The organism is Micromonospora sp. S-DT3-3-22, assembly GCF_015354745.1.
Taxonomy (GTDB): domain Bacteria; phylum Actinomycetota; class Actinomycetes; order Mycobacteriales; family Micromonosporaceae; genus Micromonospora; species Micromonospora wenchangensis.
The window spans coordinates 1-20,061 of sequence record NZ_JACGMO010000029.1 but is presented as its reverse complement, the minus strand read 5'-3'; the positions used below and the strand labels follow the sequence as shown (position 1 = coordinate 20,061).

Here is a 20,061-nt window from a genome sequence, read left to right as displayed (position 1 = left end):
GTAGGCGGTGTGCGGCGACCGGCGCGAGGGGCTCGTGTCGGCGGAGAGCGAGCCGCTTCAGGCTGCGGCGGGGGCGGTTACTGCCGGTCGACTGAAGGTCTTGCGGTCGCGGATAAGTGCCCAGAGGACATCGACGCGTCGGCGGGCGAGGGCGAGTATGGCTTGGCGGTGGTTCTTTCCTTCGGCGCGTTTCTTCTCGTAGTAGGCGCGGGAGGTGGGGCATTCTCTGGCGGCGGTGAACGCGGCCATCCATAGAATGTGTCGCAGTCTCCGGTGGTATCGGCGGGCAGGCCGATGGTTCCCGGAAATCGTTCCGGAGTCGCGGGAAACCGGCGCCAGGCCGGCATGAGCGGCGAGTTTGGTGGGGCTGTCGTACTCGGTCATGCCGGCGGTGTGGACGAGCAGTTCGGCGGTGAGCAGGGGGCCCATGCCGGGCATACTCCCGATGATCGGCGCGAGGGGGTGCTGGTCGAGTTGCTCGGCTATGAGGTCGTCAACGGCGGCGATACGTTGTTCGATGGCGAGGATCTCGGTGGCCATTTGCCCGACGACTACGGCGGCGGATCGTCGGCCGGGGAGGGTGACGGTCTGCTGCCGCGCAGCGGCGACCATCGCCTCGGCGACCTGGGCGGCGTTCTTGACGTGGCCGCGTCGGAGCAGAGCGGTGATCCGGTCGACGCCGGCGTGCCGGATCGCGGCCGGTGTCTGCCAACAGGCCAGGACCATCATCGGTGCCTTCCGGTTCAGGTCCACGGCCCGTTCGAGGGCGGGGCTGATCCCGGTGAGCAGTTCCTGCAACCGAAACAGGGTGGCGACGCGCTGCCCGACAAGGTCGGCGCGGTAGCTGGTCAGGACAGTGAGTTCGGCGAGGAGCCGGTCGGAGGGTTCCAGGATCGGAATGTCGGGGCGCATGCGGATGGTCTGGGCGATGACCACCGCGTCGCGTGCGTCGGTCTTGTTCTCCCCGGCGAACGCGGCAGCCATGTGGAAGGAGACCGTGCCGGAGACGTAGCGGACCTGGACCTGACGCCGCCACAGCAGGGTCAGCAGCAGCGCCGACAGGCCGGTGGTGACATCCACGGCCCAGCACACCGGCCGGCCATACGTCGACACCTCGGCCATGACCGTGAGCAGTGAGGTCTCGTCGTTGGCGACCCGGCGGGAGTAGACCAGCCGGCCGTCGCCGTCGACGGCGGCCACATGGTGGTGGGTCTTGCCGATGTCCACGCCGATCCACAGCTTCGCCACCTCGTGCTCCTTCACTTGGTCGGGTCTTCTCGGTCGGCCCGTCGTCTGTGGGTTCGGGTTTGCCGGCACCTTCTCACGAGGCGAACGCGGGTCGCGGATCTCCATCAGCGGTCCACCGAATCTCGCAGACGACGAAGCGGCGGGTGGCATCTCCTACCGTGAGCCAAGCGATCTCGACGAAACACACGCAGCCATACCCACCGCTCCTGGGCATCAGGGTCTACGGCCGCCAGGACCGCGCCCGTTCAACCCGGCCCGCCCGCGAGGCGGGAAAGTGGGTGGGCACCTCGAGGCTCAGCCACGATCACGGCGCGGCACACACAGCCATCCCACCCCGGCCCTGCGGGCGCGGCAACACCGAGTCTGCCTCCGTCGCCGGCCGGCACCCCGGACACGATGTGCGGGACCTGCGGAGCATCAGCGCTCCACCGCGCGCGGGGCAGGCATACGGCATGGTGGCCCATGAAGGCTGGTCGCCGGCCGCCGTTCCGCAACCAGCCTGATTCCACGCCAACCGTCGCCGCAGAGACTTGAATAGCGGTGTGCAGGTAAGCAAGGACGGGCGGGACTGGCGCGTCGGTGCCGCCGCCGACGTGAGCTGGATCGCCGGGCACACCACTGCCGGCGTCTCGATCACCACCACCGTACCGCCGGTCTTCGACGCCTACGCCACCACGTACCAAGCCGACGACGTCACCGCTGCCGCCGCCTACGAGCACGCCCCCATCGAGGACCTCACCACGCACACCGCCGACCAGCCGTGGCGCCTGGCCTACCTCGACACACCGGCGCCCACGACGTCGTCTTCCCCACGCCCCGAGGGTGTTCCTCTACTGGAACTGGCCCTACGTACTGGTCCAGGCTGGCCCCGAGCAAGCCCTCACCTGGCGCACCGGTGGGCACATCCGCGACCCGTACGGCGCGCTACCGGACCTGTTCTTCCCCGCCGACCGGTCATGGCTGGTCTCCGCGCTGTGGGACGACACCTGGACCTGCCTCGGCGGCCCGGCACCACTGATCCACACCCTGGAGCGCGACCCCGTGGCCAACGCCCGCCAGGTCCAACCCGACGAGGACGCGCTGCCACCGGGGCTGACCCGCGAGTGACGACCCCGCCCCCGGGGCAGCAGTCACCCTACGATCATGGTTAACGCCCCCACTTCTCGGCAGGACGGCAGCCGCTGGTCGGTTTGCCGTAGATCCGCTTCCCGTCCGGGCCCGTATAGCAGTGCTCGAGTTGGTCTTCGGCCTGGAACAGCGGACGCCTGTCGATCTCCGTCCCGTGGGCGTCGTAGCTGACCAGTTCAGGGTCGTTGTCGGCCTCGAGTCGGGAGTCGCTGGTCATCAGGCCGAACGCGCCTTCGGAAAGTCGCGCTGTGGTGGTGTGGCCGTCACCATGATCGAGCACAAGCCGGTGGACGCGGCTGCTGACCCGGCCGCTGACGCTGACGTCCCCACCGTCGGCCTCGGTGGAGGTCAGCAGCAGCCGCTGCACCGGCCCGGGCAGCAGGTCACCGTGCGGCCACGGCTCGGTGGCGCCTCCGCCGGACTCCCGGGCCGTTCCCGTCCCTTCCACGTCGCAGGTGGCGTAGCCGACGTCGTTCATGAACAACACCAGTGTGCGGTCACCTCGCTCGGTGCCCACCGCGAGGTCGGCCAGGGACACCGGGACGGGTCGCTCACCCGGATTCTGCCGGGTCTGTCGTTGCGGGGAGTTCCACTGCAGGCACCGCTCGGCCGCTTCCTGCAGCGTCGGCGACAGCTCCCCGAGTCCCATGGCCAGCACTTGCATGGTCGAGCGCTCCGGCCGGTCCCACACCACCGCCGCAGCACCGGACGTCACGGCCAGCAGCACCGCTGCAGCAATGGCGATCCGCAGTCGTGGAATACGCGGCGGAGGCGGGCTCACGAAGCCGAGAATCCGGGCCCGTATCGCAAGCGCGGCCTCCGGCGGCAGGTCCCGCTCCGCGGGCAGGTCGAGAATGTCGTTCACCGCGTCCCCTCCTGGATCTCCTCTGGCATCAGACGGGCCAGGCGGCTGCGCGCACGGCTCACTCTCGACCGCACCGCCACCTCGCTGATGCCCAATACGGCTGCCGCGTCCGAGTACGACACGCCAGACCACAGGCACAAGGCCACCGCTTCCCGCTCGGCCGGTGACAGCCGGCGGACCACCGCGAGGACCTCCGTCATCCGCCGCTCGTCGTCGAGCCGCGCGGAAACCTCGTCTGCGAGGTCACCGTCGGCGTACCGCTCCGCCGGTAGACGCCGTAGCAGCGCAAGCCATCGGCGCGCCGACCGCCACTCGGTGCGGACCGCGTTCGTGGCGACGACGAGCAGCCACGGCAGCGCCGATCCGCCCACGAGTCGGGCGTTGTGCCGGCGGCGCCACGCGACGAGGAACGTAGCCTGGGTGACGTCCTCGGCCATCGACCACGACCCGGTCAGCCGGAACGCGTGGTTGTAGACCGGGCGGGAGTACCGGTCGAAGAGCCGACCGAACGCCGCCTCGTCACCGGCGGCGATCGAGGACCACAGTTCCTCGTCCGACGGCCATACTTGATGCCTCACACCACACTATGGCCGCCCACGCCGACCCTGTTGCAGGCCGACGGTCGACGTCTGAGGCCGTGGTGCCGGCGCGAGAGCCGCAGCGCGTGTAGGCGAGGGTGGCCAGCTCACCGGGCGGCGAGCAAAGCGTCAGGTGTCGAGGCCTGCGAGGTTGAGGCGTTCGAGCAGACTGGGCTTGCGGGCGTGCACCGTCCGTAGCTCGGCCAGGCGATTTCGGAACGATGTGCTGTCTCCGTCTCGTTCAGCGAGGTCGCGCAGGTCGACGAGGAGTTGAACAGCGGTGTCGTACTCGCGGGGTTTCTTCGTGGCGATGAGTTCCTCGACCCGCTGCCAGGCGGCGGGTTGGTCGACTGCGAGGGTGTCAAGGTGTCGTTGCCGTACTGCCGCAGCGGACCGTTCGCGGCGGATCCGGTCGCGTTCGCGTTGCTCGGCGTCCCGTCGTTCCCGTTCGGCGCGCAGGTCCGTGGCGGTGACGAGCAGTTCCCCGGCGGTGCGGGCAGCTGCCGGGGTGGGGGTATCGGTGCAGTGTGCGTCGCGGTAGCGGCGCAGCAGTCGGCTGCGCAGGTGGCTGTCACCGCCGGTGATCAGGTCGGTCAGGATGGCGTCCTTGTCCCGGGCGGGCAACCCGACGACCCAGGTCCGTAGTTGCGCAGCGGTCGGTTCACCGGAGGCGACCGGCGCCGACCCGGCCGCCGCAGCCGTGATCAGATCGGGGTCGATGCGCAGAAACTCGGCTACGGCGGTGAGGGACGCGTCGAGGCTGCCCAGTCCGGCCGGGGCGGGCGGCTCGGGCTCGTCGTCGGCGATGTCCTCGGACTGTACGCAGCGCAGCCAGGCCAGGTAGAGCAGGCGCAGGTCGCCAGCGGCGAGGCCGGCCCGGACCGGGATAATGGAGGTGAGCAGGCCGTGGCCGTCGAGGTCCCACTCGTCGGTGCCGTCCTCGTCCTCGTCGTGGAGGTCGATGATGACGTGCTTGCCTGCGGTCCACGCGGATGCGCTGTCACCTTGGCAGTACTGGGAGACGGTGGCGGGGTCGAGCACGTGGTTCGGTAGCCGCAGCATGAGCTGGCGGGTGCCCCAGTTCGTCAGGTAGAGGTGCGCGTCGAAGTACCGTTCCATCAGCTTCCGCGGGTTGCCCTTGAAGTCGCCCCACTCGTAGGTGTTGACGAAGCTGGTGGCGGTGATATCGGCCCGGGTCGACAGCGACCGCAGCTCGGCCCGCTCCCGCCCGGTGAGGGGCCGGTCGACGGCGATGAACTCGTAGTACTGGTACTCGCTCACCGTGGCCTACCGTCCGGCCCAGTGCCGGTAGGCGTCGATCCACCCAGCACCGTCCGGCGCGGGGGTGGGCAGCGGAAGGTCGAGAAGGCCGACCTGCTGCCGGTGGCGGCCCCGGACGCAGACCGCGACGATGCTGTCCGCAGCCAGCTCGACCTTCCGCACGGCGACCTCGACGCCGAGGACGGTGGTGGTGAACGGCACCGCCAGATGCTCCTCGATCATGGTGAACAGACCGGCGAGCTCGTCCTCGCAACCGTCCGTGTCGACCGTGGCTTCCTCGATCATCGCCTCCAGCGCGGCGTTGCCTTTCGATGCCATCGGCGGAGGATAGCGGACCGGTGTCGGGGTGTTGGGAGCCCGATACGCGAGGATGGTCGGCATGGGTTCGGTGGCCGAGTTCGCTGATCTGCGCCGGGAGGTGGAGCGGTTACGGGCGGAGAACGCCCGCCTGGCGCGTCTGCTGGAATTGCGCGGCCAGGACACGCTTGCGGCGCCGGAACAGTTGTCCGCTCCGGTGGAGCCGCCGGGGCTGGTCACCATGGCTTCGCCGACCCGGGACAAGCTGGCGTTGTTCGCCGACCGGTTCCGGGCCCGGGTCGACGTGTACGCCGTGCGGTGGGACAACACACGTACCGGCGCTGCCGGGTGGATGCCCGCGGTCGCTGGAGGCTGGCGCAAGGGTATGGACCGGCGAGGTGCCTCCTACCTGCCCCGCACGACGGAGGTCGTCGCGGCGCATCTCGTCGGGGACGTGTTCATGGGCCTGTATCCGCTGATGCCCGACAACACCTGCCACTTCGTCGTGGCCGACTTCGACGGGCCGACGGCGATGCTCGACGCCCTCGCGTACGTGAAGGCAGCACGGGCCAGCGCGGTGCCCGCCGCGTTGGAGATCTCCCAGTCAGGCCGCGGCGCCCACGTGTGGGTCTTCTTCACCGGCGCCGTTTCCGCAGCCACCGCGCGGGCCGTCGGCACCGTCCTGCTGCGTGAGGCGATGGTGCTGCGCGGGTCGATGGATCTGCGCTCGTACGACCGGCTGTTCCCCAACCAGGACGTCCTGCCCGAGGGGGGCTTCGGCAACCTCATCGCCGCACCCCTACAGGGACGCCGCCGCAAGGACGGGCTGACCACCTTCCTCGACCTCGGCATCCTCGAGCCGCACGCGGACCAGTGGGCGTTCCTGTCGACGCTGGACCGGCTCAGCCCCGGCGACGCCGAACGGATCGCCCGGCAGGCGAAGCAAGCCGTCACCGGTGCCGACGTCGCCACGATGAGCCGGTCCGCCGCGACCCAGGTCCATCCACCGCTACCTCCCGTGGTCCACGCGGAGGCCGGTGCCGGGCTGAGCATCGACGCCGGACAGCTCACCCCCGCCGCCCTGGCGACGTTCAAGCACGCCGCCGCCATGGCCAACCCGAAGTTCTACGAACTGCAGCGACTCCGCAAGTCCACCTGGGACACCCCACGCTTCATCCAGGGCTACGACCTCACCCTCGATGACCACCTGGTCCTCCCACGGGGCCTGCGGCACACCATCGCCACCATCGTCGAGCGCGCCGGATCCCGGCTGGCCGTCACGGACGCACGGAACTCCGGGAGCGAGATCGACACCGCGTTCACCGCCGAACTCACCAGCAGGCAGGCCAACGCGGTCGGCGCGCTTCTCGCCCACGACGACGGGATCCTGGTTGCCCCACCCGGCTCCGGCAAGACCGTCATGGCCTGCACCGTGATCGCCGAACGCAACACCTCCACCCTGGTCCTCGTCGACCGCAAAGCCCTCGCCGACCAGTGGCGCATCCGCATCCAACAGTTCCTCGACGTCAAGCCCGGTCAACTCGGCGGCGGCCGACGCAAGCTCACCGGCACGGTGGACATCGCGCTGCTGCCCTCCCTCGCCCGGCGCGACGACGTCGCCACCCTGACCCAGGGGTACGGGCACGTCATCGTCGACGAATGCCACCACCTCGGCGCCGCAGCCTACGAGCACTCGGTCAAACGGATCGCCGCGCAGTTCTGGCTCGGCCTCACCGCCACCCCCACCCGACGCGACGGCCTCGGCCAACTCGTCACCTGGCAACTCGGCCCCGTCCGCCACACCCTGACCGACGAGGAACAAGGCACCCTCGCAGCCGCGATGCACACCGACGCCGGACCCCGTCGAGCGCTGTTCATCCACGAGACCACCTTCCAACCCGGCGACATCGACCTGGACACGCCCGGCGCGCTCGCCGAGGTGCACCGAAGGCTGGCCTTCGACGAGCCCCGTAACACCCAGATCGCCGATGACGTCGCCGCAGCCCTGACCCGCGGCCGTAACTGTCTCGTGCTGACCCGACGCGTCGCCCAGGTCGAGGCACTCACCGCTCTGCTCGCCGCACGCGGACATCAGGCGCTCGTGCTCCAAGGCGGGATGAGCACCCGCGAACGGCGGGCCGTCGTTGACCGGCTCGACGGCGCCAAGGCCGGCGACGGCCTGCTTGTCATCGGCACCACACCGTTCATCGGTGAAGGCTTCGACGCCCCCGCCCTCGACACCCTGTTCCTCGCCGGCCCGATCTCCTACGACGGCCTACTCGTCCAATGCGCCGGCCGAGTCATCCGCGCCGCACCCGGCAAGGACCTCGCCGAAGCCCACGACTACCACGACCCGGCCACACCCATCCTTGCCGCCTCACTCCCACGCCGCATGCCCGGATACCGGGCCCTCGGCTTCACCAGAACGTGAGTGCATCCCGACGCGATCACCACGCCTGGGCCCGCCGGTTACAGGGTGCGAATGAAAGGCCAAGCTTGCTGGGCCTAGCGTAGTAGGCTGATGGCCATGGGCCGGTTCTCCGAGGATGAGCTGCAGGCGGTTGTCTCCCGGTACGAGGCGACGCGGGCGCAGGCGTTGACCGAGCGGGACGAGCAACTGCGGGCGTTTCACGCGGCCGGGTGGCGGCCGGTGGATCTGCAGCGGGTCACCGGATACAGCCGGGAGACCATCCGTCAGGCGCTCCGACCAGAAGTCCGACGGGCGACCAACATCAGCCGACGCAGAACGGCACCCCAGCCGCCGGCGGACTACCGGCCCTACGGCGACCGCAAGCCCTACGTCGTGGCCGAAACCCTCGCCGCGCTGCACGGCCCGGCCGACGGCACAGTGACGCTTCCGCGTCACCTCGACTGGTCCGGGCACGCCGAGTACGACCTTGACCGGCCCGCACGCCTGGCCAGCATGTACAAGGTGGTACTCACCGAAGCCAGCACCGTCGAGGACCTGAACACCTGGCTCGACGCCGACCTGCTCCGGCGGCTCTGGCCCACCCTCTGGCTGCCACCCCAGCTCCGCCAGCGCTGGGAGGACGCCTTCCCCGAACTCGCCGCCACCCGCAGCAATGCGGCGTAGCGGTGGACCCCTTCCACGAACGCCTCGCCCGGACCGGACTCAGGGCCGCCGATCGATACGGCTTCGCGCTGGCCGGCGGCTACGCGGTGCAGGCCGCCGGGCTTTTGGAGCGGCCCAGCGAGGACGTCGACCTGTTCACCGCATGGGACCGCCGCAACGAGTTCACCTCCGCGGTCACCGCCGTCGTGCACGCCTATCGCGGCGACGGCCTGACCGTCGAGACCGAGCGGCAGTACGACGCCTTCGCCCGGCTGGCCGTCACCGACGGCATTCGGGTTGCCAAGGTCGAACTCGGCGTGGACTGGCGGGCCAACGAACCGATCCTCATGGCGATCGGACCCGTCCTCCACCCCGACGACGCGGTCGCGAACAAGATGAGCGCCCTCTACGGGCGGGCGTTCGCCCGGGACTTCATCGACATCGATGCCACCCTCCGCTCCGGCCGCTACACCCGCGAAGCCCTTCTCACCCTGGCCCAGCGCGCCGACCGTGGCTTCGACCCGCGCATCTTCGCCGACGCCCTCGGACAAGCCACCCACCTCGACCCCGACGACTTCGCCCAGTACGGCGTCACCGGGCCAGCGCTGGACGATCTCCGAAGCCGATTCGCGGAGTGGCGCCGCGAACTACTCGACGACGAGGAACGATGACTCGGCCCCGACTCACGGCTACGTCATGCCGGCACCCGCAGGGCCCACAACGTTCCAGCTGATCTTCGGCAAGCGATCGCAGCGAGCCCGCGAAGCGACCGGCACGTAACGGGGACGATAGGAAATCCGCAGGTCATCGGCCTGTGGACACCGGCGGAGGCCAGTCTTAGGAAACCGATGCTCTATCCCCTGAGCTACGAGGGCGCGAGCGCCTAGTCTAGCGAGCTGCGGGTTCACCCGGGGCGGCAGGGAGTCGCCCGCGTTGCCCGGACCGCCGTTGTCGCAGCCCAGGGGCACACCCCGAGCACACGAACCCCGGCTCACGACCGATGCTCGCCCGGGTCGGTACCGGCTGGACAGCACACACCGCCCACGCGGGACGATGCCGCATCGACGCGGCGGCTAGTCCCGTACATGCAGGTTGAAGCCTCTGCGGCCAGGAGCCTCCAGGCCCTCTTTCAGCCGTAGTGACGGGATCTCGTAGTCACCGGAGTTCTGACGCCGGAACGCGATGGGCGCGGTCGTCTCCAGCGTCAGCAACCGCTCCTTCCACCTTTTCGCGGCGTCCTCGAACTCGCCGTCGGAGATCCGGTCGGCGCCGTACAGCACGAACGGCGGCAGCACCTCCATGCCCGGGTAGTAGAGGATCCCGTGGTGGATCGGGAACAACAGATCCTCGATCGGGCCGTTGATCCCGCGGTCGGTGTAGTGCGACTGCGGGCCGCCAACGGTCACCGAGAGGATCGCCCGCCGGCCGAGCAGCGTCCCCTCGCCGTAACGCTCGCCGTAGCGGGTCTCGTCGTGCACGCCGACGCCGTAGGCGAAGTGGAAAGCGAACACCCGGTCCACCCAGCCTTTGAGGATGGCCGGCATCGTGTACCACCACATCGGGAACTGGAAGATCACCGTGTCGGCCCAGAGCAGTTTCTCCTGCTCGGCCGTCACGTCGGGGGTGAGCGCGCCGGCGTCGTACGCACCGCCCGAACCCGGTATCACCCGCAGCGGGCTGGTGGCGTACCCGCCGAAGTCGGCCGCGTCCACGACGGCCTTCCAGTTCATCGCGTACAGGTCACTCACCCGCACCTCGTGACCGGCGGCCTCAAGGGTGGACACCGCGACATCCTTCAGCGAGCCGTTCAGCGAACGCGGCTCCGGATGGGCGTACACGATGAGCGTCTTCATGGCTGGTCCCTTCGCCGACGTCTGTCGCCACCCATGCTCGGCGGCCGGAAGGGCGCCGTTCAGGGGCGCGCGTTCCGTCGGACCGGACTTCCTGGTACTGGCGGGACCACCCGCACGCGTGTCGCCGGAGCGATACTTCAGGCCATGGACGATCTCGCGGGCTTCCTGCGTACCCGGCGCTCCCGGGTCGACCCGTCCGCCGCCGGCATCCCGACCGACAGCCGACGCCGCGTCGAGGGGTTGCGTCGCGAAGAGGTCGCCCACCTGTCCGGGGTCAGCGTCGACTACTACGTACGCCTGGAGCAGGGCCGCGCCACCCAACCGTCGGAGCAGGTCCTCGACGCGCTCGCCCGCGTCCTCGGGCTCGACGAGACTGAACGTGGTCATCTGCACCGGCTGGCCCGGCAACGCCGCCGTCGCAGCAGGTCGCCCAGCGGTCGCCCCCGGGCGGAGCTGCTGCGCGTACTCGACCTGATCGTCGACGCCCCCGCCCTGATCATGGACCACCGGATGGACGTGGTCGCCGGCAACCGCCTCGCCGGACTTCTTTACGGCCGCAACCCGACGGGTCTGAACACGGCCCGGCACATCTTCCTCGAGGAAGCCGATCGGGGCCTCTACGCGGACTGGGAGAAATGCACCCTCGACGTGGTCGGGCACCTTCGCCTGGCCGCCGGAAAACACCCTGACGATCCCCGCCTGGCCGCACTCATCGGCGAACTGTCCATGGGCAGCGAACGCTTCCGCCGGCTCTGGGCCCGCGCGGACGTGCGCGCCCGCACACACGGACGCAAGGCCTACCGGCATCCGCTGGTCGGCCTGCTGGAACTGCACCAGGAGAACTTCGCCCTACCCGACGGATCAGGCATGGAACTGATAGTCCTGTCCGCGCCACCGGAAAGCCCCGCCGAAGACGGCCTACGCCTGCTGGCCGCACTCAACGACGACCGGAACCCCACGGGAAGAGGAGCGCGGGTCGCCCATCGGCTGCGGCTGGAGGCTAACCCGCCCGCAGGGTGAGCAGGGTGATCTCGCTCGGCGCGAAGATCCGGAACGGCGGACCCCAGAAGCCGGTCCCCCGGCTCGTGTAGAGCTGGGTCCGGCCGTGCCGGCTGAGGCCCTGCACGACCGGCTGGTCGAGCCGGACGAGGTAGTGGAACGGCCACATCTGGCCGCCGTGGGTGTGCCCGGACAGTTGCAGATCCACGCCGGCCGCGACCGCGTCGTCGATCTGCTTCGGCTGGTGCGCCAGCAGCAGCACGGGCAGCCCCGGGTCGGTGCCGGCGAGCGCCGCGGCGTGGTCGGCGCGGTGACCGGCGACGCCGGACGAGGCGGCGGTCACGTCGTCCACCCCGGCGACGACGAGCCGCGCGCCATCCCGCTCCACCACGAGGTGCCGGTTGTGCAGGGGCTCCCAGCCGAGGGCCCGCATGTGGTCGACCCAGCCCTGCGCCTGGCCGTAGTACTCGTGGTTGCCCGTCACGTACACCCGGGCCAGCCGGGCCTGCACGGCACCCAGCGGTGCCGCCTGCGCCCGGCGCTGGTCGACCGTGCCGTCGGCGATGTCGCCGGTGTGGCAGACGATGTCGGGGGCCAGGCCGTTGACCACCTCGATCGTGCGGGCGGACCAGCGGGCCCGGTCGATCGGGCCGTAGTGGGTGTCGGTCAGCAGCACCACCCGGACCCCGTCGAGGCCGGCCCCCAGCCGGTCGACGGTGACGTCCACCCGCCGGACCCGGGGCACCCGCATCGCCTCGGCGTAGCCCCAGACGGCCAGGACGACCGCGACGACGGCCGCACCGGCCGCCACGTACCGGGACCGCGCCGGATCGGCGACGCCCGCCACGGCCAGCGGGAGCCGGGCCACGTTGCCGAGCAGCGTCCAGACGAAGAGGATCCACACCAGGCCGAGCAGGGTGTCCCCGGCGCGGGCCGCCGCGTCCAGCCGCCGGCGGCCGTGCCCGAGATACATCAGAACGGGGAACGCGACAAGCGCGACGACGAACACGGTCGTGCCGGCGGCCTCCACCGGTGCCGGCCATCGCGCCGCCACCGTCAACGTCCACCACGGCAGCCCGAACAGCAACGCCAGGACCGCGATCAGCGTCGCCCCGGACAGCAGCGGTCGCAGCGATCCTCGCGCCGGCCGCACCTGTACCGCATCGCCAGCAGCCATCGTCGTCCTCCCGTCGGGGCCCGTGCAGCATGACACGGTCCGGGCCGGATCGACCACGCCCGCCCGATGACCACCGGGCGGACCGGCGGCCCTGCGCCTCACCGGGTCTCGCGCAGCGGGGCACCGACCTGGTGCAGGTGCCGCAGCGCCTGCCGGTAGGAACGGACCAGGCTGGTCTGCTCGTAGGCGACGCCGATCTCCCGGCAGTAGGCCTCGACCATCGGCTGGGCCCGGCGGAGGTTCGGCGACGGCATCGCCGGGAACAGGTGATGTTCGATCTGATAGTTCAGTCCGCCCAGGGCGACGTCGGTGAGCCGGCCCCCGGTCACGTTGCGCGAGGTCAGCACCTGCTTGCGCAGGTAGTCCTCGGTGCCCTCCGGGTGCGGCATGCCCTTGTGGTTCGGTGCGAACGTCATGCCCAGGTAGACCCCGAACACCGCGTGGTGTACGGCGAAGAACGCCAGCGCCTGCCACGGCGTGAGGACCAGCAGCAGCGCGGCCACGTAGGCGACCAGATGAAGACCCATCAGGCCCGCTTCCCGACCCCGGTGCTTCATCGTGGGCACCCGGAGCAGCGCCCTGATGCTGGACACCCTCAGGTTGACACCCAACAGCGTCAGCAGGGGGAAGAACAGACCGGCCTGGTGGCGGGTGACGAAACCCTTCAGCCCGCGCCGCCCCCGGGCCGACCCGCTGGTCCAGATCAGCACCTCCGGCGCGACGTCCGGGTCGAGATCGTCGTGGTTGGGGTTGTTGTGGTGGCGGGTGTGCTTCTCCATCCACCAGCCGTAACTCATCCCGACCGCGAGGTTCGCCGCGATCCGGCCCGCCCGCTCGCTGAGCTTCCTGGTGCGGAACACCTGCCGGTGCGCCACGTCGTGGGCCACGAGGGCCGCCTGCGAGAACGCGACACCCAGGAAGGCCGCGACCGCGAGCGACCACCAGGAGGCTCCGACCAGCCACAACGCCACCCAACCGGCCACCAGCATCGACGCCACCACCATCAGGCGTACGGCGTAGTGGGCGGGTCGACGTTCGAGCAGACCAGCCCGGATGATCCGTCGGTTCAGCTCGGCGAAGTCGCTACCGGCGGTGACCGGTGGCTCCCGGTCGGCGGGCGGGACGTCGGCGGCTCGGACGACGGGAGGTAACGCGGTCGCGCTCGACATGTGGGGCTCCTCAAATCTCCAGCCCCACGGGAAGATCGACGATCCAGTCCTTCGCGGGAGGCGAGCGGGTGCAGCAGGTGCAACGCCAGGCCGCGGGAGTCTGGGCGGCCGCCGCGATTCGGCTCGGACCTCACACGCGGCGTCGAGCAGACCCATTACCCTGCCGACGACGTCGGGAAACGGGCCACGCAGCACGGCCGCCCGGCCCGGTCACCGGCCGCACACGGACCGGCGCGGCCTCTCCCCTGCCGGGCAGCGGCCGGAAAGGCGCATCCACGCGGTGCGGTGGCCGTCACCGTGGTCGAGGCTGTCCGGCCCGGCGGGGCACACTTGGGCCGTGGAACGTCACGAGTTCGGCGTCGCGGTGCGCCACCTGCGGGAGAGCACTACCCCGGCGACCGTCGGGCTGCCGGTGGGCCGGCGGCGGGTGCAGGGGTTGCGGCGGGAGGAGCTCGGCGAGCTGGCGGGGATGTCGGCGGACTACGTACGCCGGTTGGAGCAGGGGCGCAGTCATCCGTCGGCCGGGGTGGTGCACGCCATCGCCCGTGCGCTGCGGGTCGGGCGGGCGGAGTACGAGCGGCTCTGCGCGCTGGCCGGGTACGCCGCCGCGGACGGGCGGGTGCCCGACGAGATCGGTCCGGGCGCGACGCGGCTGCTGGAGCGGTTCACCGACACCCCGATGTTCGTCTCCGACGCGGCGATGAACCTGGTCGCCGTGAACAGCGCCTTCCTGGCCCTGGGGCACTGGGAGCTCACCGGGGACCCGTGGCAGTGGAACGTCGCCTGGCGTACGTTCTGCGATCCGTTCCGGGGTTTCCGGCAGTCGGCGGCCGAGGCGACCGATCACGAGGCGGTCCTCGTCGCCCGACTGCGCAGCGCGGTGCTGCGTTACCCCGCCGACGCCTCCCTCGCCGGGTTGGTGGACGAGATGCGCAGCCGCAGCGGCCTGTTCGACACCCTGTGGCGGGAGCCGCGTCCGGTGGCGGCCTACGAGAGCAGCGCCGCGTTCGTTCATCCGGACGGCGGCGTCGTCACCCTCGTCGGCAGCCTGGTCACCATCCCGGGTGACGATCTGGCGGCCCTGATGCTCACCGCGGCACCGCGTTCGGCCGATGCGGCGCGGCTCGCTGAGATCGTCGACGACGCCGGTGAGCCGACCGTCATCAGGGTGGGCCAACCTGGCCCAGGCTGACCGCGCCGGTTCCTGCCAGATTGGAGGCTCACCGACGGCGTCCAGGAAAGCAGGTCAGGCAATGAAGGCAGTGCGTTTTCACGAGTTCGGCGGCCCCGAGGTGCTCCGCTACGAGGACGTGGAGCAGCCCGTCCCCGGTGCCGGTCAGGTCCGCATCCGGGTCGCCGCGACGTCGTTCAACGGCGTCGACGGCACCATCCGCGCGGGCTTCATGCAGGGCCCGATCCCGGTCGAGCTGCCCCACACTCCCGGCCTCGACGTCGCCGGCACGGTCGACGCGGTCGGTCCCGAGGTGACCGACGTCGCGGTCGGCGACCGGGTCATCGGCTTCCTGCCGATGACGGGGACCGGGGCGGCGGCGGAGTACGTGATCGCCCCGGCGGAGATCCTGACCGGGGCACCCGGGAACGTCCCGTTGGCCGATGCGGCGGCGCTCCCGCTGGTGGGGCTGACGGCGTGGCAGGCGTTGTTCGACCACGGCAGGCTGACCGCCGGCCAGCGGGTGCTGGTCAACGGGGCCGGCGGTGCGGTCGGCGGATACGCCGTGCAGTTGGCGAAGGAGGCCGGTGCCCGGGTGATCGCCACGGCCAGCCCCCGCAGCGCCGGCCGGGTCCGGGCCGCCGGGGCCGACGAGGTGGTCGACCACACCAGCACCGACGTGACGGCGGCGGTGACCGAGCCGGTCGACCTGGTGCTCAACCTCGCCCCGGTCACCCCGGAACAGCTCGCCGCCCTGGTCCCGCTGATCCGTGACGGTGGAACCCTGGTCAATACCACCGTCTGGATGCCGGCCCCCTCCGACGGGACGCGCGGCGTACGCGGTATCGACCTGTTCGTCCGCAGCGACGCCGACCAGCTCGCCGACCTGGCGGCGCGGGTGAGCACCGGCGAGTTGCGCGTCGAGGTTGCCCAGCGGGTGACGCTGGCCGAACTGCCCGCGCTGCACGCCCGGGCCGGCGCGGGTGAGCTGCCCGGCAAGACGGTCGTCCTCTCGCCCACGGCGTGAGGACGACCGGCCCTCGGCAGGGTGGACCCGCGAATCAGCACACCGGGGCCGCACACGACGACCATGAGGCCCGCGGTCGTCCGCCACAAACCAGGTGACGTCGACGGATGTCTACGCGACACTGACCGGCGTGGCAGGGGTCGAGGTGGTCGTCGCCCATCAGGAGCGTGCGACCCTGCGCGTCGGCGACCTGTTCCTCAAAATCGACACCGATCCGACGCGCACCGCCGTCGAGGTCGAGGCGATGGCGCTGGCACCGGTCCCCACGCCAAAGATCCGGTGGCACAGGCCGCCCGTACTCGCGCTCGCCGCCCTTCCCGGGAGGCCACTCGGCCAGCTCGGCGAACCGTCGACCGCGTCGCCGGCCGCGTGGGCCGCGGCCGGTGCCGCCGTACGCACGCTGCACGACGCCCCGCTGCCGCCCTGGCCCGGTCGTCACCTCGACGACCTGGCGGCACGCCTTGACGGGGAGTGCCGGTGGCTCGTCACGAACGGCGTTCTCCCCGCCGATCTGGTCGCCCGTAACCGTCGGGTCGCCGAGGCCGCGTTGCGGCCGTGGACTCCGGTGTTCATGCACGGCGACCTGCAGACCGCGCACGTGTTCGTCGAGCACGACGAGGTCACCGGCGTGCTCGACTGGTCCGAGGCAGGCCCCGGCGACGCCCTGTACGACCTCGCCATCCTGACGCTCGGTCACGAGGAACACCTGGACGACGTCGTCGCCGGCTACGGCACCGAGGTCGACGTCGACGTCATCCGGGCGTGGTGGTCGGCGCGGAGCCTGCTGACGATCCGCTGGCTGATGGAACACGGCTTCGACCCGGCCGCTCCGGGCTGCGAGATCGACGTGCTCACCTCCCGGAGGTGACGCCACCCGGGCCGGGGGGTCGCCGGCCGCCGGTGACGTCAGCGCGGGTGGCGGCCGGAGGCGCCGGTGGGTGGCTCGGTGAAGTAGTCGCGCAGCAGGACGATCTGCCCGGCGCGGAGCCGGAAGACCTGCACGAGCGACATCGTCGTACGCCTTCCGTCGGCCTCGTCGACGGCGACGTCGATCTCGGCGACGAACACGTCGGGGTCCGCCGTTTCGTGCAGATGGTGGGTGGAGTGTCGCGGGTCCACCGTGCCGGGCCGGGCCAACTGCCGGTGGTACACGCGGAGCCCGGCCCGGATCGCCTCCCGCCCGACCAGGCGGCCGTGCAGTGGATGACCTTCGGGAACGAGCGGCGCGTCGTACACGCCGTCCTCGGTGAACAGGGCGGCGACCGCGTCCGGGTTCCGGGTGACCGCGCCGGCGTAGACGTACCGCTGGAAGATTTCCTGGTGTCTGAGGTCCACTCTCCAGCCTAGCCCGCGGCCGGGCCGGAGCAGGCGGACGGTGGACGCGCGACGGCCCGGCGCGGAAGGGTGCTCCGCGCCGGGCCGTCGCCGTCGGACTGGGTCAGTTGGCCGCGCAGGTGGCCGTCGCACCGGGGCCGGTGCCGGTGCCCTGGAAGCCGAAGTTGGTCGACTGCCGGGCGCCGACCTGCCCGTTGTAGCTCACGTTGGTGAACCGGACGGTCCCGCTGGTGCCGCTGGACTGTGCGCTCCAGGTGCTGGTGACGGCGGCACCGCCGGGCAGGCTGATGCTGACGTTCCAGCCGTTGAGGGCGCTGTCACCGGCGGTGACCGTCACGCTCGCCGTGAAGCCGCCGTTCCACTGGTTGACCACCACCGACGCGGTGCAGCCGTTGCCGGCCGGTGGCGGCGTGGTGGGGGGAGCCGTGGTCGGCGGGGCCGTGGTGGGCGGCGGGGTGGTCGGCGGGGCCGTGGTGGGCGGCGCGGTGGTCGGCGGGGTCGTCACCGGCGGGTTGGGCGCGCCGTTGGCCAGGCTGAAGGCCAGGTCCGGCTGGAACGAGCCGGCGGTGTAGCGGCAGCCGTCAGCCTCACCCGGCGGCTTCACCCAGAGGTACGCGTCGATATTGTTGTCGCCGGTGTTGGTCGTCGGGTACTGCCCGATGCGGCGGTCGGTGTTGTCGTCGCCGCACCAGTCACCGCTGGCACTGCCGTTGCGGCTGGTGTCGATGACCTGGCGCTTGCCCGAGATGCCCATGCCGTTGAGGGCGGAGATGACGTTCCGGCCGAAGTTCGCCTCGCTGGAGGTGGGGTTGAAGTTCGACACGTTGGTGAAGAAGCCGTCGGCGTACTGCACGCCGGCCGCCCGCAGGCGGTTGGCCGTCTCGTTGGCGCTGTTCCACGTGGAGTGGCCGCCGTCGAGGTAGACCTTGGCGTTGGGGTTGGCCGCCTTGAGGGTCCGGGTGGCCGTCGAGATCGCCTGGTTACGGGCGTTGATCTCATTGCTGTTCAGGCAGGTCAGCAGGGCGAGCGAGTCGGTCTCCAGGATGATGATGACCGTCTGGTTGCCCAGCCCCCGGGCGAAGTTCGACACCCAGGTCTGGTACTGGTTGAGGTCGGGCGCGCCACCGGCGCTGGCCCCACCGCAGTCCCGGTTGGTGATCTCGTAGATCGAGAGCACCGGGATCTGCCCCGCGGAGTTGGCGGCGCCGATGAACGACGCAGCCTCGGACTGTGCGGTCGACGGGTTGAAGTTGGCGAACCACCGGGCCTGCGGCTGGCTGGCGATCTTGTCGCGGATGACACCGACCCGCGAGTCGCCGGGGTTGGCGGCGACCCAGCGGACGACGGCCGTGGTCGGGTCGCGGTAGAGCGGTCCGGATATCGTCCCGGCGGAGGCGGTGCCACCGGCGAGGCAGACGCCGGCGGCGGTGACGCCCGCGACGGCCGCCACACTGAAGGCCGCCACCGATCTGCGGCGGAGCGAGGAGAGGGTAGCCACGACGTGTTGCCTCCTGATCACATAGATGTTTCTACATGGGAGCGTTCCCACGACGGTAGCCGAGGCGTGCGCCGCTGCCAAGACGTACGGCCCACCCATTAAGGCATCGACCGACTTCACCGGCCGGACGGGCCGGACGGCAGCGTACCGCCGGTGCGGTGGCCCGGCGACGGGAACAGGAGGCGGCGGCACCCCGGAACGGCGACAGCGGCACCGCCGTCGTGCGCGGTGCCGCTGTCACCGGGGCGGTCGGCCCCGACCCCTGCCGGGGCCGACCCGCCGGAGTGGACGGTTCCGTTACGGCCGCAGGGCCTGCGCGGCCGGGGTCCAGGTCGACTCGTCCCTGACGTCGGCGACCCTGATCCCCTTGGCGATCTTCTCCAGCTCGGCCAGCGGCAGCCTGTTACCCAGCCCCATCCCGCTGACCTGGAGGACGACCGAGCCGTCGGCGTTCCAGATGTTGCAGAAGCCGCCGCCTGCGGCGTCGTCGCCCGACGCCCGCCGGTCCGAGCCGGGGTAGCACTTCGTCACGCCCGGCTCCGGGGACTGGTTCGAGCTGCTGGCCGGCGTGACGAAGATGTGAAAGCCGTCCTTGATGCCGTTCTCGGCCGCGTCGTACGGCGCGGTCAACCCCGAGGTGGGCGCGGCCGGCCGGGTGAACGTCGCGCCGCCGTAGTCACCGGCGCGGGCCGTGGCGATGCCGCTGAGGCCGGGCATGGCGTGCGTGCCGGACTGCAACGGCCGGTAGCCGGCCGGCACGTAGCCGACGGTGAACGGCACCGGGGCCGGCTTCGGCCGGCTCGGCTTCAGGCCACCGACCAGGCCGCCCAGGTCCTGGAAGCTGGGCGAGGCCACGGAACTGGAGAACGACGTCACCGCCGCCCAGGCGTCGGGGGCGTACTCCCAAGCGAGCAGCTTGTTTCCCTCGTCGAGCGGCTTGCTCGGGTCGAGGCCGACCGGCAGGGTCGCCTGCACGGCCCGGTGCCCGGCCACGGTGACCTTCCTGCCGTCCTTGATCCCGGCCGGGTCGAAGACGCCCGGCCGGTACACGGTCAGGTACGCCCACAGGGTGGGCTTGCCCCCGGCGGTCCGCCGCTTCCGCTCGACGGCGTCGCCGCCCGCCTCGGCCTCGTCGGCCGTGACCGGCTTGTCGTTCGAGATGTGGCCGTCGGAGTAGACCGAGGCGATCTGGTAGCCGACGGACGCGACGATCGGGTCCTGCACGTGCAGCGTGCCCGCGTCGTACCCCCGGAAGGTGAAGGTGAACGGCGGGGCGTCGGCCCAGCGGGCCTCGGCGGGTGCGGCGGCCGCCACACCGGCCGGGGGCGGCGCGGCGGTGGTGTCCCGCCCGGCGCCCAGGGT

At 71.1% G+C, this 20,061-nt stretch carries 19 protein-coding genes; 8 read left to right on the top strand and 11 right to left on the bottom strand.

Annotation, left to right across the window (positions count from 1 at the left end; genetic code table 11):
- Nucleotides 1-57: 57 nt before the first annotated feature.
- Nucleotides 58-1,353 (bottom strand): IS110 family transposase, encoded by a 1,296-nt coding sequence (locus H1A17_RS11355; RefSeq protein ID WP_228543334.1) that lies wholly within the window; start codon nucleotides 1,351-1,353, stop codon nucleotides 58-60.
- Between the two features lie 717 nt (nucleotides 1,354-2,070).
- Between H1A17_RS11355 and H1A17_RS11350 the strand changes: the two genes are divergently transcribed.
- The gene (locus tag H1A17_RS11350) at nucleotides 2,071-2,355 is read left to right on the top strand and encodes a hypothetical protein (RefSeq protein ID WP_194821814.1); all 285 of its coding nucleotides are present in this window, start codon (nucleotides 2,071-2,073) and stop codon (nucleotides 2,353-2,355) included.
- A gap of 40 nt (nucleotides 2,356-2,395) precedes the next feature.
- Here the strand turns inward: H1A17_RS11350 and H1A17_RS11345 are convergent, their stop codons facing one another.
- From H1A17_RS11345 to H1A17_RS11330, 4 genes are all read right to left on the bottom strand, one after another.
- Nucleotides 2,396-3,241: a hypothetical protein gene (locus H1A17_RS11345; RefSeq protein ID WP_194821813.1), complete on the bottom strand. Its 846-nt coding sequence runs from the start codon at nucleotides 3,239-3,241 to the stop codon at nucleotides 2,396-2,398.
- A complete protein-coding gene (locus H1A17_RS11340) occupies nucleotides 3,238-3,819 on the bottom strand; it encodes an RNA polymerase sigma factor (protein ID WP_194821812.1) in 582 nt (193 codons plus the stop codon). The genes H1A17_RS11345 and H1A17_RS11340 overlap by 4 nt, the downstream gene beginning before the upstream one ends.
- A gap of 129 nt (nucleotides 3,820-3,948) precedes the next feature.
- Nucleotides 3,949-5,100 (bottom strand): hypothetical protein, encoded by a 1,152-nt coding sequence (locus tag H1A17_RS11335; protein ID WP_194821811.1) that lies wholly within the window; start codon nucleotides 5,098-5,100, stop codon nucleotides 3,949-3,951.
- A gap of 6 nt (nucleotides 5,101-5,106) precedes the next feature.
- Nucleotides 5,107-5,418, bottom strand: a complete 312-nt coding sequence (locus tag H1A17_RS11330) for a hypothetical protein (protein ID WP_228543333.1) — start codon at nucleotides 5,416-5,418, stop codon at nucleotides 5,107-5,109.
- Nucleotides 5,419-5,479: 61 nt separating this feature from the next.
- Here H1A17_RS11330 and H1A17_RS11325 point away from each other — a divergent pair, with 61 nt between their 5' ends.
- From H1A17_RS11325 to H1A17_RS11315, 3 genes are all read left to right on the top strand, one after another.
- Nucleotides 5,480-7,828: a DEAD/DEAH box helicase gene (locus H1A17_RS11325; protein ID WP_194821809.1), complete on the top strand. Its 2,349-nt coding sequence runs from the start codon at nucleotides 5,480-5,482 to the stop codon at nucleotides 7,826-7,828.
- Nucleotides 7,829-7,924: 96 nt separating this feature from the next.
- Entirely contained in the window at nucleotides 7,925-8,491 is a 567-nt protein-coding gene (locus H1A17_RS11320; RefSeq protein WP_194821808.1) for a hypothetical protein, read from the top strand.
- 2 nt (nucleotides 8,492-8,493) lie between these two features.
- Nucleotides 8,494-9,141, top strand: coding sequence for a nucleotidyl transferase AbiEii/AbiGii toxin family protein (locus tag H1A17_RS11315; RefSeq protein ID WP_194821807.1), 648 nt, complete (start codon nucleotides 8,494-8,496; stop codon nucleotides 9,139-9,141).
- Between the two features lie 402 nt (nucleotides 9,142-9,543).
- On the opposite strand, the gene H1A17_RS11310 is transcribed toward H1A17_RS11315, so the two are convergent.
- A complete protein-coding gene (locus H1A17_RS11310; protein ID WP_145917702.1) occupies nucleotides 9,544-10,323 on the bottom strand; it encodes an NAD(P)H-dependent oxidoreductase in 780 nt (259 codons plus the stop codon).
- A gap of 144 nt (nucleotides 10,324-10,467) precedes the next feature.
- Here H1A17_RS11310 and H1A17_RS11305 point away from each other — a divergent pair, with 144 nt between their 5' ends.
- Nucleotides 10,468-11,343: a helix-turn-helix transcriptional regulator gene (locus tag H1A17_RS11305; protein WP_145917701.1), complete on the top strand. Its 876-nt coding sequence runs from the start codon at nucleotides 10,468-10,470 to the stop codon at nucleotides 11,341-11,343.
- Here the strand turns inward: H1A17_RS11305 and H1A17_RS11300 are convergent.
- Both H1A17_RS11300 and H1A17_RS11295 read right to left on the bottom strand, forming a co-directional pair.
- Entirely contained in the window at nucleotides 11,324-12,499 is a 1,176-nt protein-coding gene (locus tag H1A17_RS11300) for a metallophosphoesterase (protein ID WP_145917700.1), read from the bottom strand. The genes H1A17_RS11305 and H1A17_RS11300 overlap by 20 nt on opposite strands.
- A gap of 98 nt (nucleotides 12,500-12,597) precedes the next feature.
- Nucleotides 12,598-13,668, bottom strand: a complete 1,071-nt coding sequence (locus tag H1A17_RS11295) for an acyl-CoA desaturase (protein ID WP_194821806.1) — start codon at nucleotides 13,666-13,668, stop codon at nucleotides 12,598-12,600.
- Between the two features lie 337 nt (nucleotides 13,669-14,005).
- Here H1A17_RS11295 and H1A17_RS11290 point away from each other — a divergent pair, with 337 nt between their 5' ends.
- From H1A17_RS11290 to H1A17_RS11280, 3 genes are all read left to right on the top strand, one after another.
- Nucleotides 14,006-14,860 carry a helix-turn-helix domain-containing protein gene (locus H1A17_RS11290; RefSeq protein ID WP_145917693.1) on the top strand — a complete coding sequence of 285 codons (855 nt, stop codon included), beginning with the start codon at nucleotides 14,006-14,008 and terminating at the stop codon, nucleotides 14,858-14,860.
- A gap of 61 nt (nucleotides 14,861-14,921) precedes the next feature.
- Entirely contained in the window at nucleotides 14,922-15,866 is a 945-nt protein-coding gene (locus H1A17_RS11285; RefSeq protein ID WP_145917692.1) for an NADP-dependent oxidoreductase, read from the top strand.
- 130 nt (nucleotides 15,867-15,996) lie between these two features.
- Nucleotides 15,997-16,734, top strand: a complete 738-nt coding sequence (locus tag H1A17_RS11280; RefSeq protein ID WP_145917691.1) for a phosphotransferase family protein — start codon at nucleotides 15,997-15,999, stop codon at nucleotides 16,732-16,734.
- Nucleotides 16,735-16,772: 38 nt separating this feature from the next.
- On the opposite strand, the gene H1A17_RS11275 is transcribed toward H1A17_RS11280, so the two are convergent.
- From H1A17_RS11275 to H1A17_RS11265, 3 genes are all read right to left on the bottom strand, one after another.
- Complete coding sequence (locus H1A17_RS11275) at nucleotides 16,773-17,201, bottom strand: nuclear transport factor 2 family protein (protein WP_194821805.1); 429 nt, start codon at nucleotides 17,199-17,201, stop codon at nucleotides 16,773-16,775.
- A gap of 103 nt (nucleotides 17,202-17,304) precedes the next feature.
- Entirely contained in the window at nucleotides 17,305-18,699 is a 1,395-nt protein-coding gene (locus tag H1A17_RS11270; protein WP_309236753.1) for a glycoside hydrolase family 6 protein, read from the bottom strand.
- Nucleotides 18,700-18,996: 297 nt separating this feature from the next.
- Nucleotides 18,997-20,061: hypothetical protein (locus H1A17_RS11265; RefSeq protein WP_228543332.1), on the bottom strand; the 1,065-nt coding region annotated here is incomplete at its 5' end.

What these genes read in the sequence shown, in the direction of transcription:
- H1A17_RS11355 (WP_228543334.1), bottom strand. Translation starts at nt 1,353, where the DNA reads ATGGAGATCCGCGACCCGCGTTCGCCTCGTGAGAAGGTGCCGGCAAAC.
- H1A17_RS11330 (WP_228543333.1), bottom strand. Translation starts at nt 5,418, where the DNA reads ATGGCATCGAAAGGCAACGCCGCGCTGGAGGCGATGATCGAGGAAGCC.
- H1A17_RS11325 (WP_194821809.1), top strand. Translation starts at nt 5,480, where the DNA reads ATGGGTTCGGTGGCCGAGTTCGCTGATCTGCGCCGGGAGGTGGAGCGG.
- H1A17_RS11320 (WP_194821808.1), top strand. Translation starts at nt 7,925, where the DNA reads ATGGGCCGGTTCTCCGAGGATGAGCTGCAGGCGGTTGTCTCCCGGTAC.
- H1A17_RS11310 (WP_145917702.1), bottom strand. Translation starts at nt 10,323, where the DNA reads ATGAAGACGCTCATCGTGTACGCCCATCCGGAGCCGCGTTCGCTGAAC.
- H1A17_RS11305 (WP_145917701.1), top strand. Translation starts at nt 10,468, where the DNA reads ATGGACGATCTCGCGGGCTTCCTGCGTACCCGGCGCTCCCGGGTCGAC.
- H1A17_RS11300 (WP_145917700.1), bottom strand. Translation starts at nt 12,499, where the DNA reads ATGGCTGCTGGCGATGCGGTACAGGTGCGGCCGGCGCGAGGATCGCTG.
- H1A17_RS11295 (WP_194821806.1), bottom strand. Translation starts at nt 13,668, where the DNA reads ATGTCGAGCGCGACCGCGTTACCTCCCGTCGTCCGAGCCGCCGACGTC.
- H1A17_RS11285 (WP_145917692.1), top strand. Translation starts at nt 14,922, where the DNA reads ATGAAGGCAGTGCGTTTTCACGAGTTCGGCGGCCCCGAGGTGCTCCGC.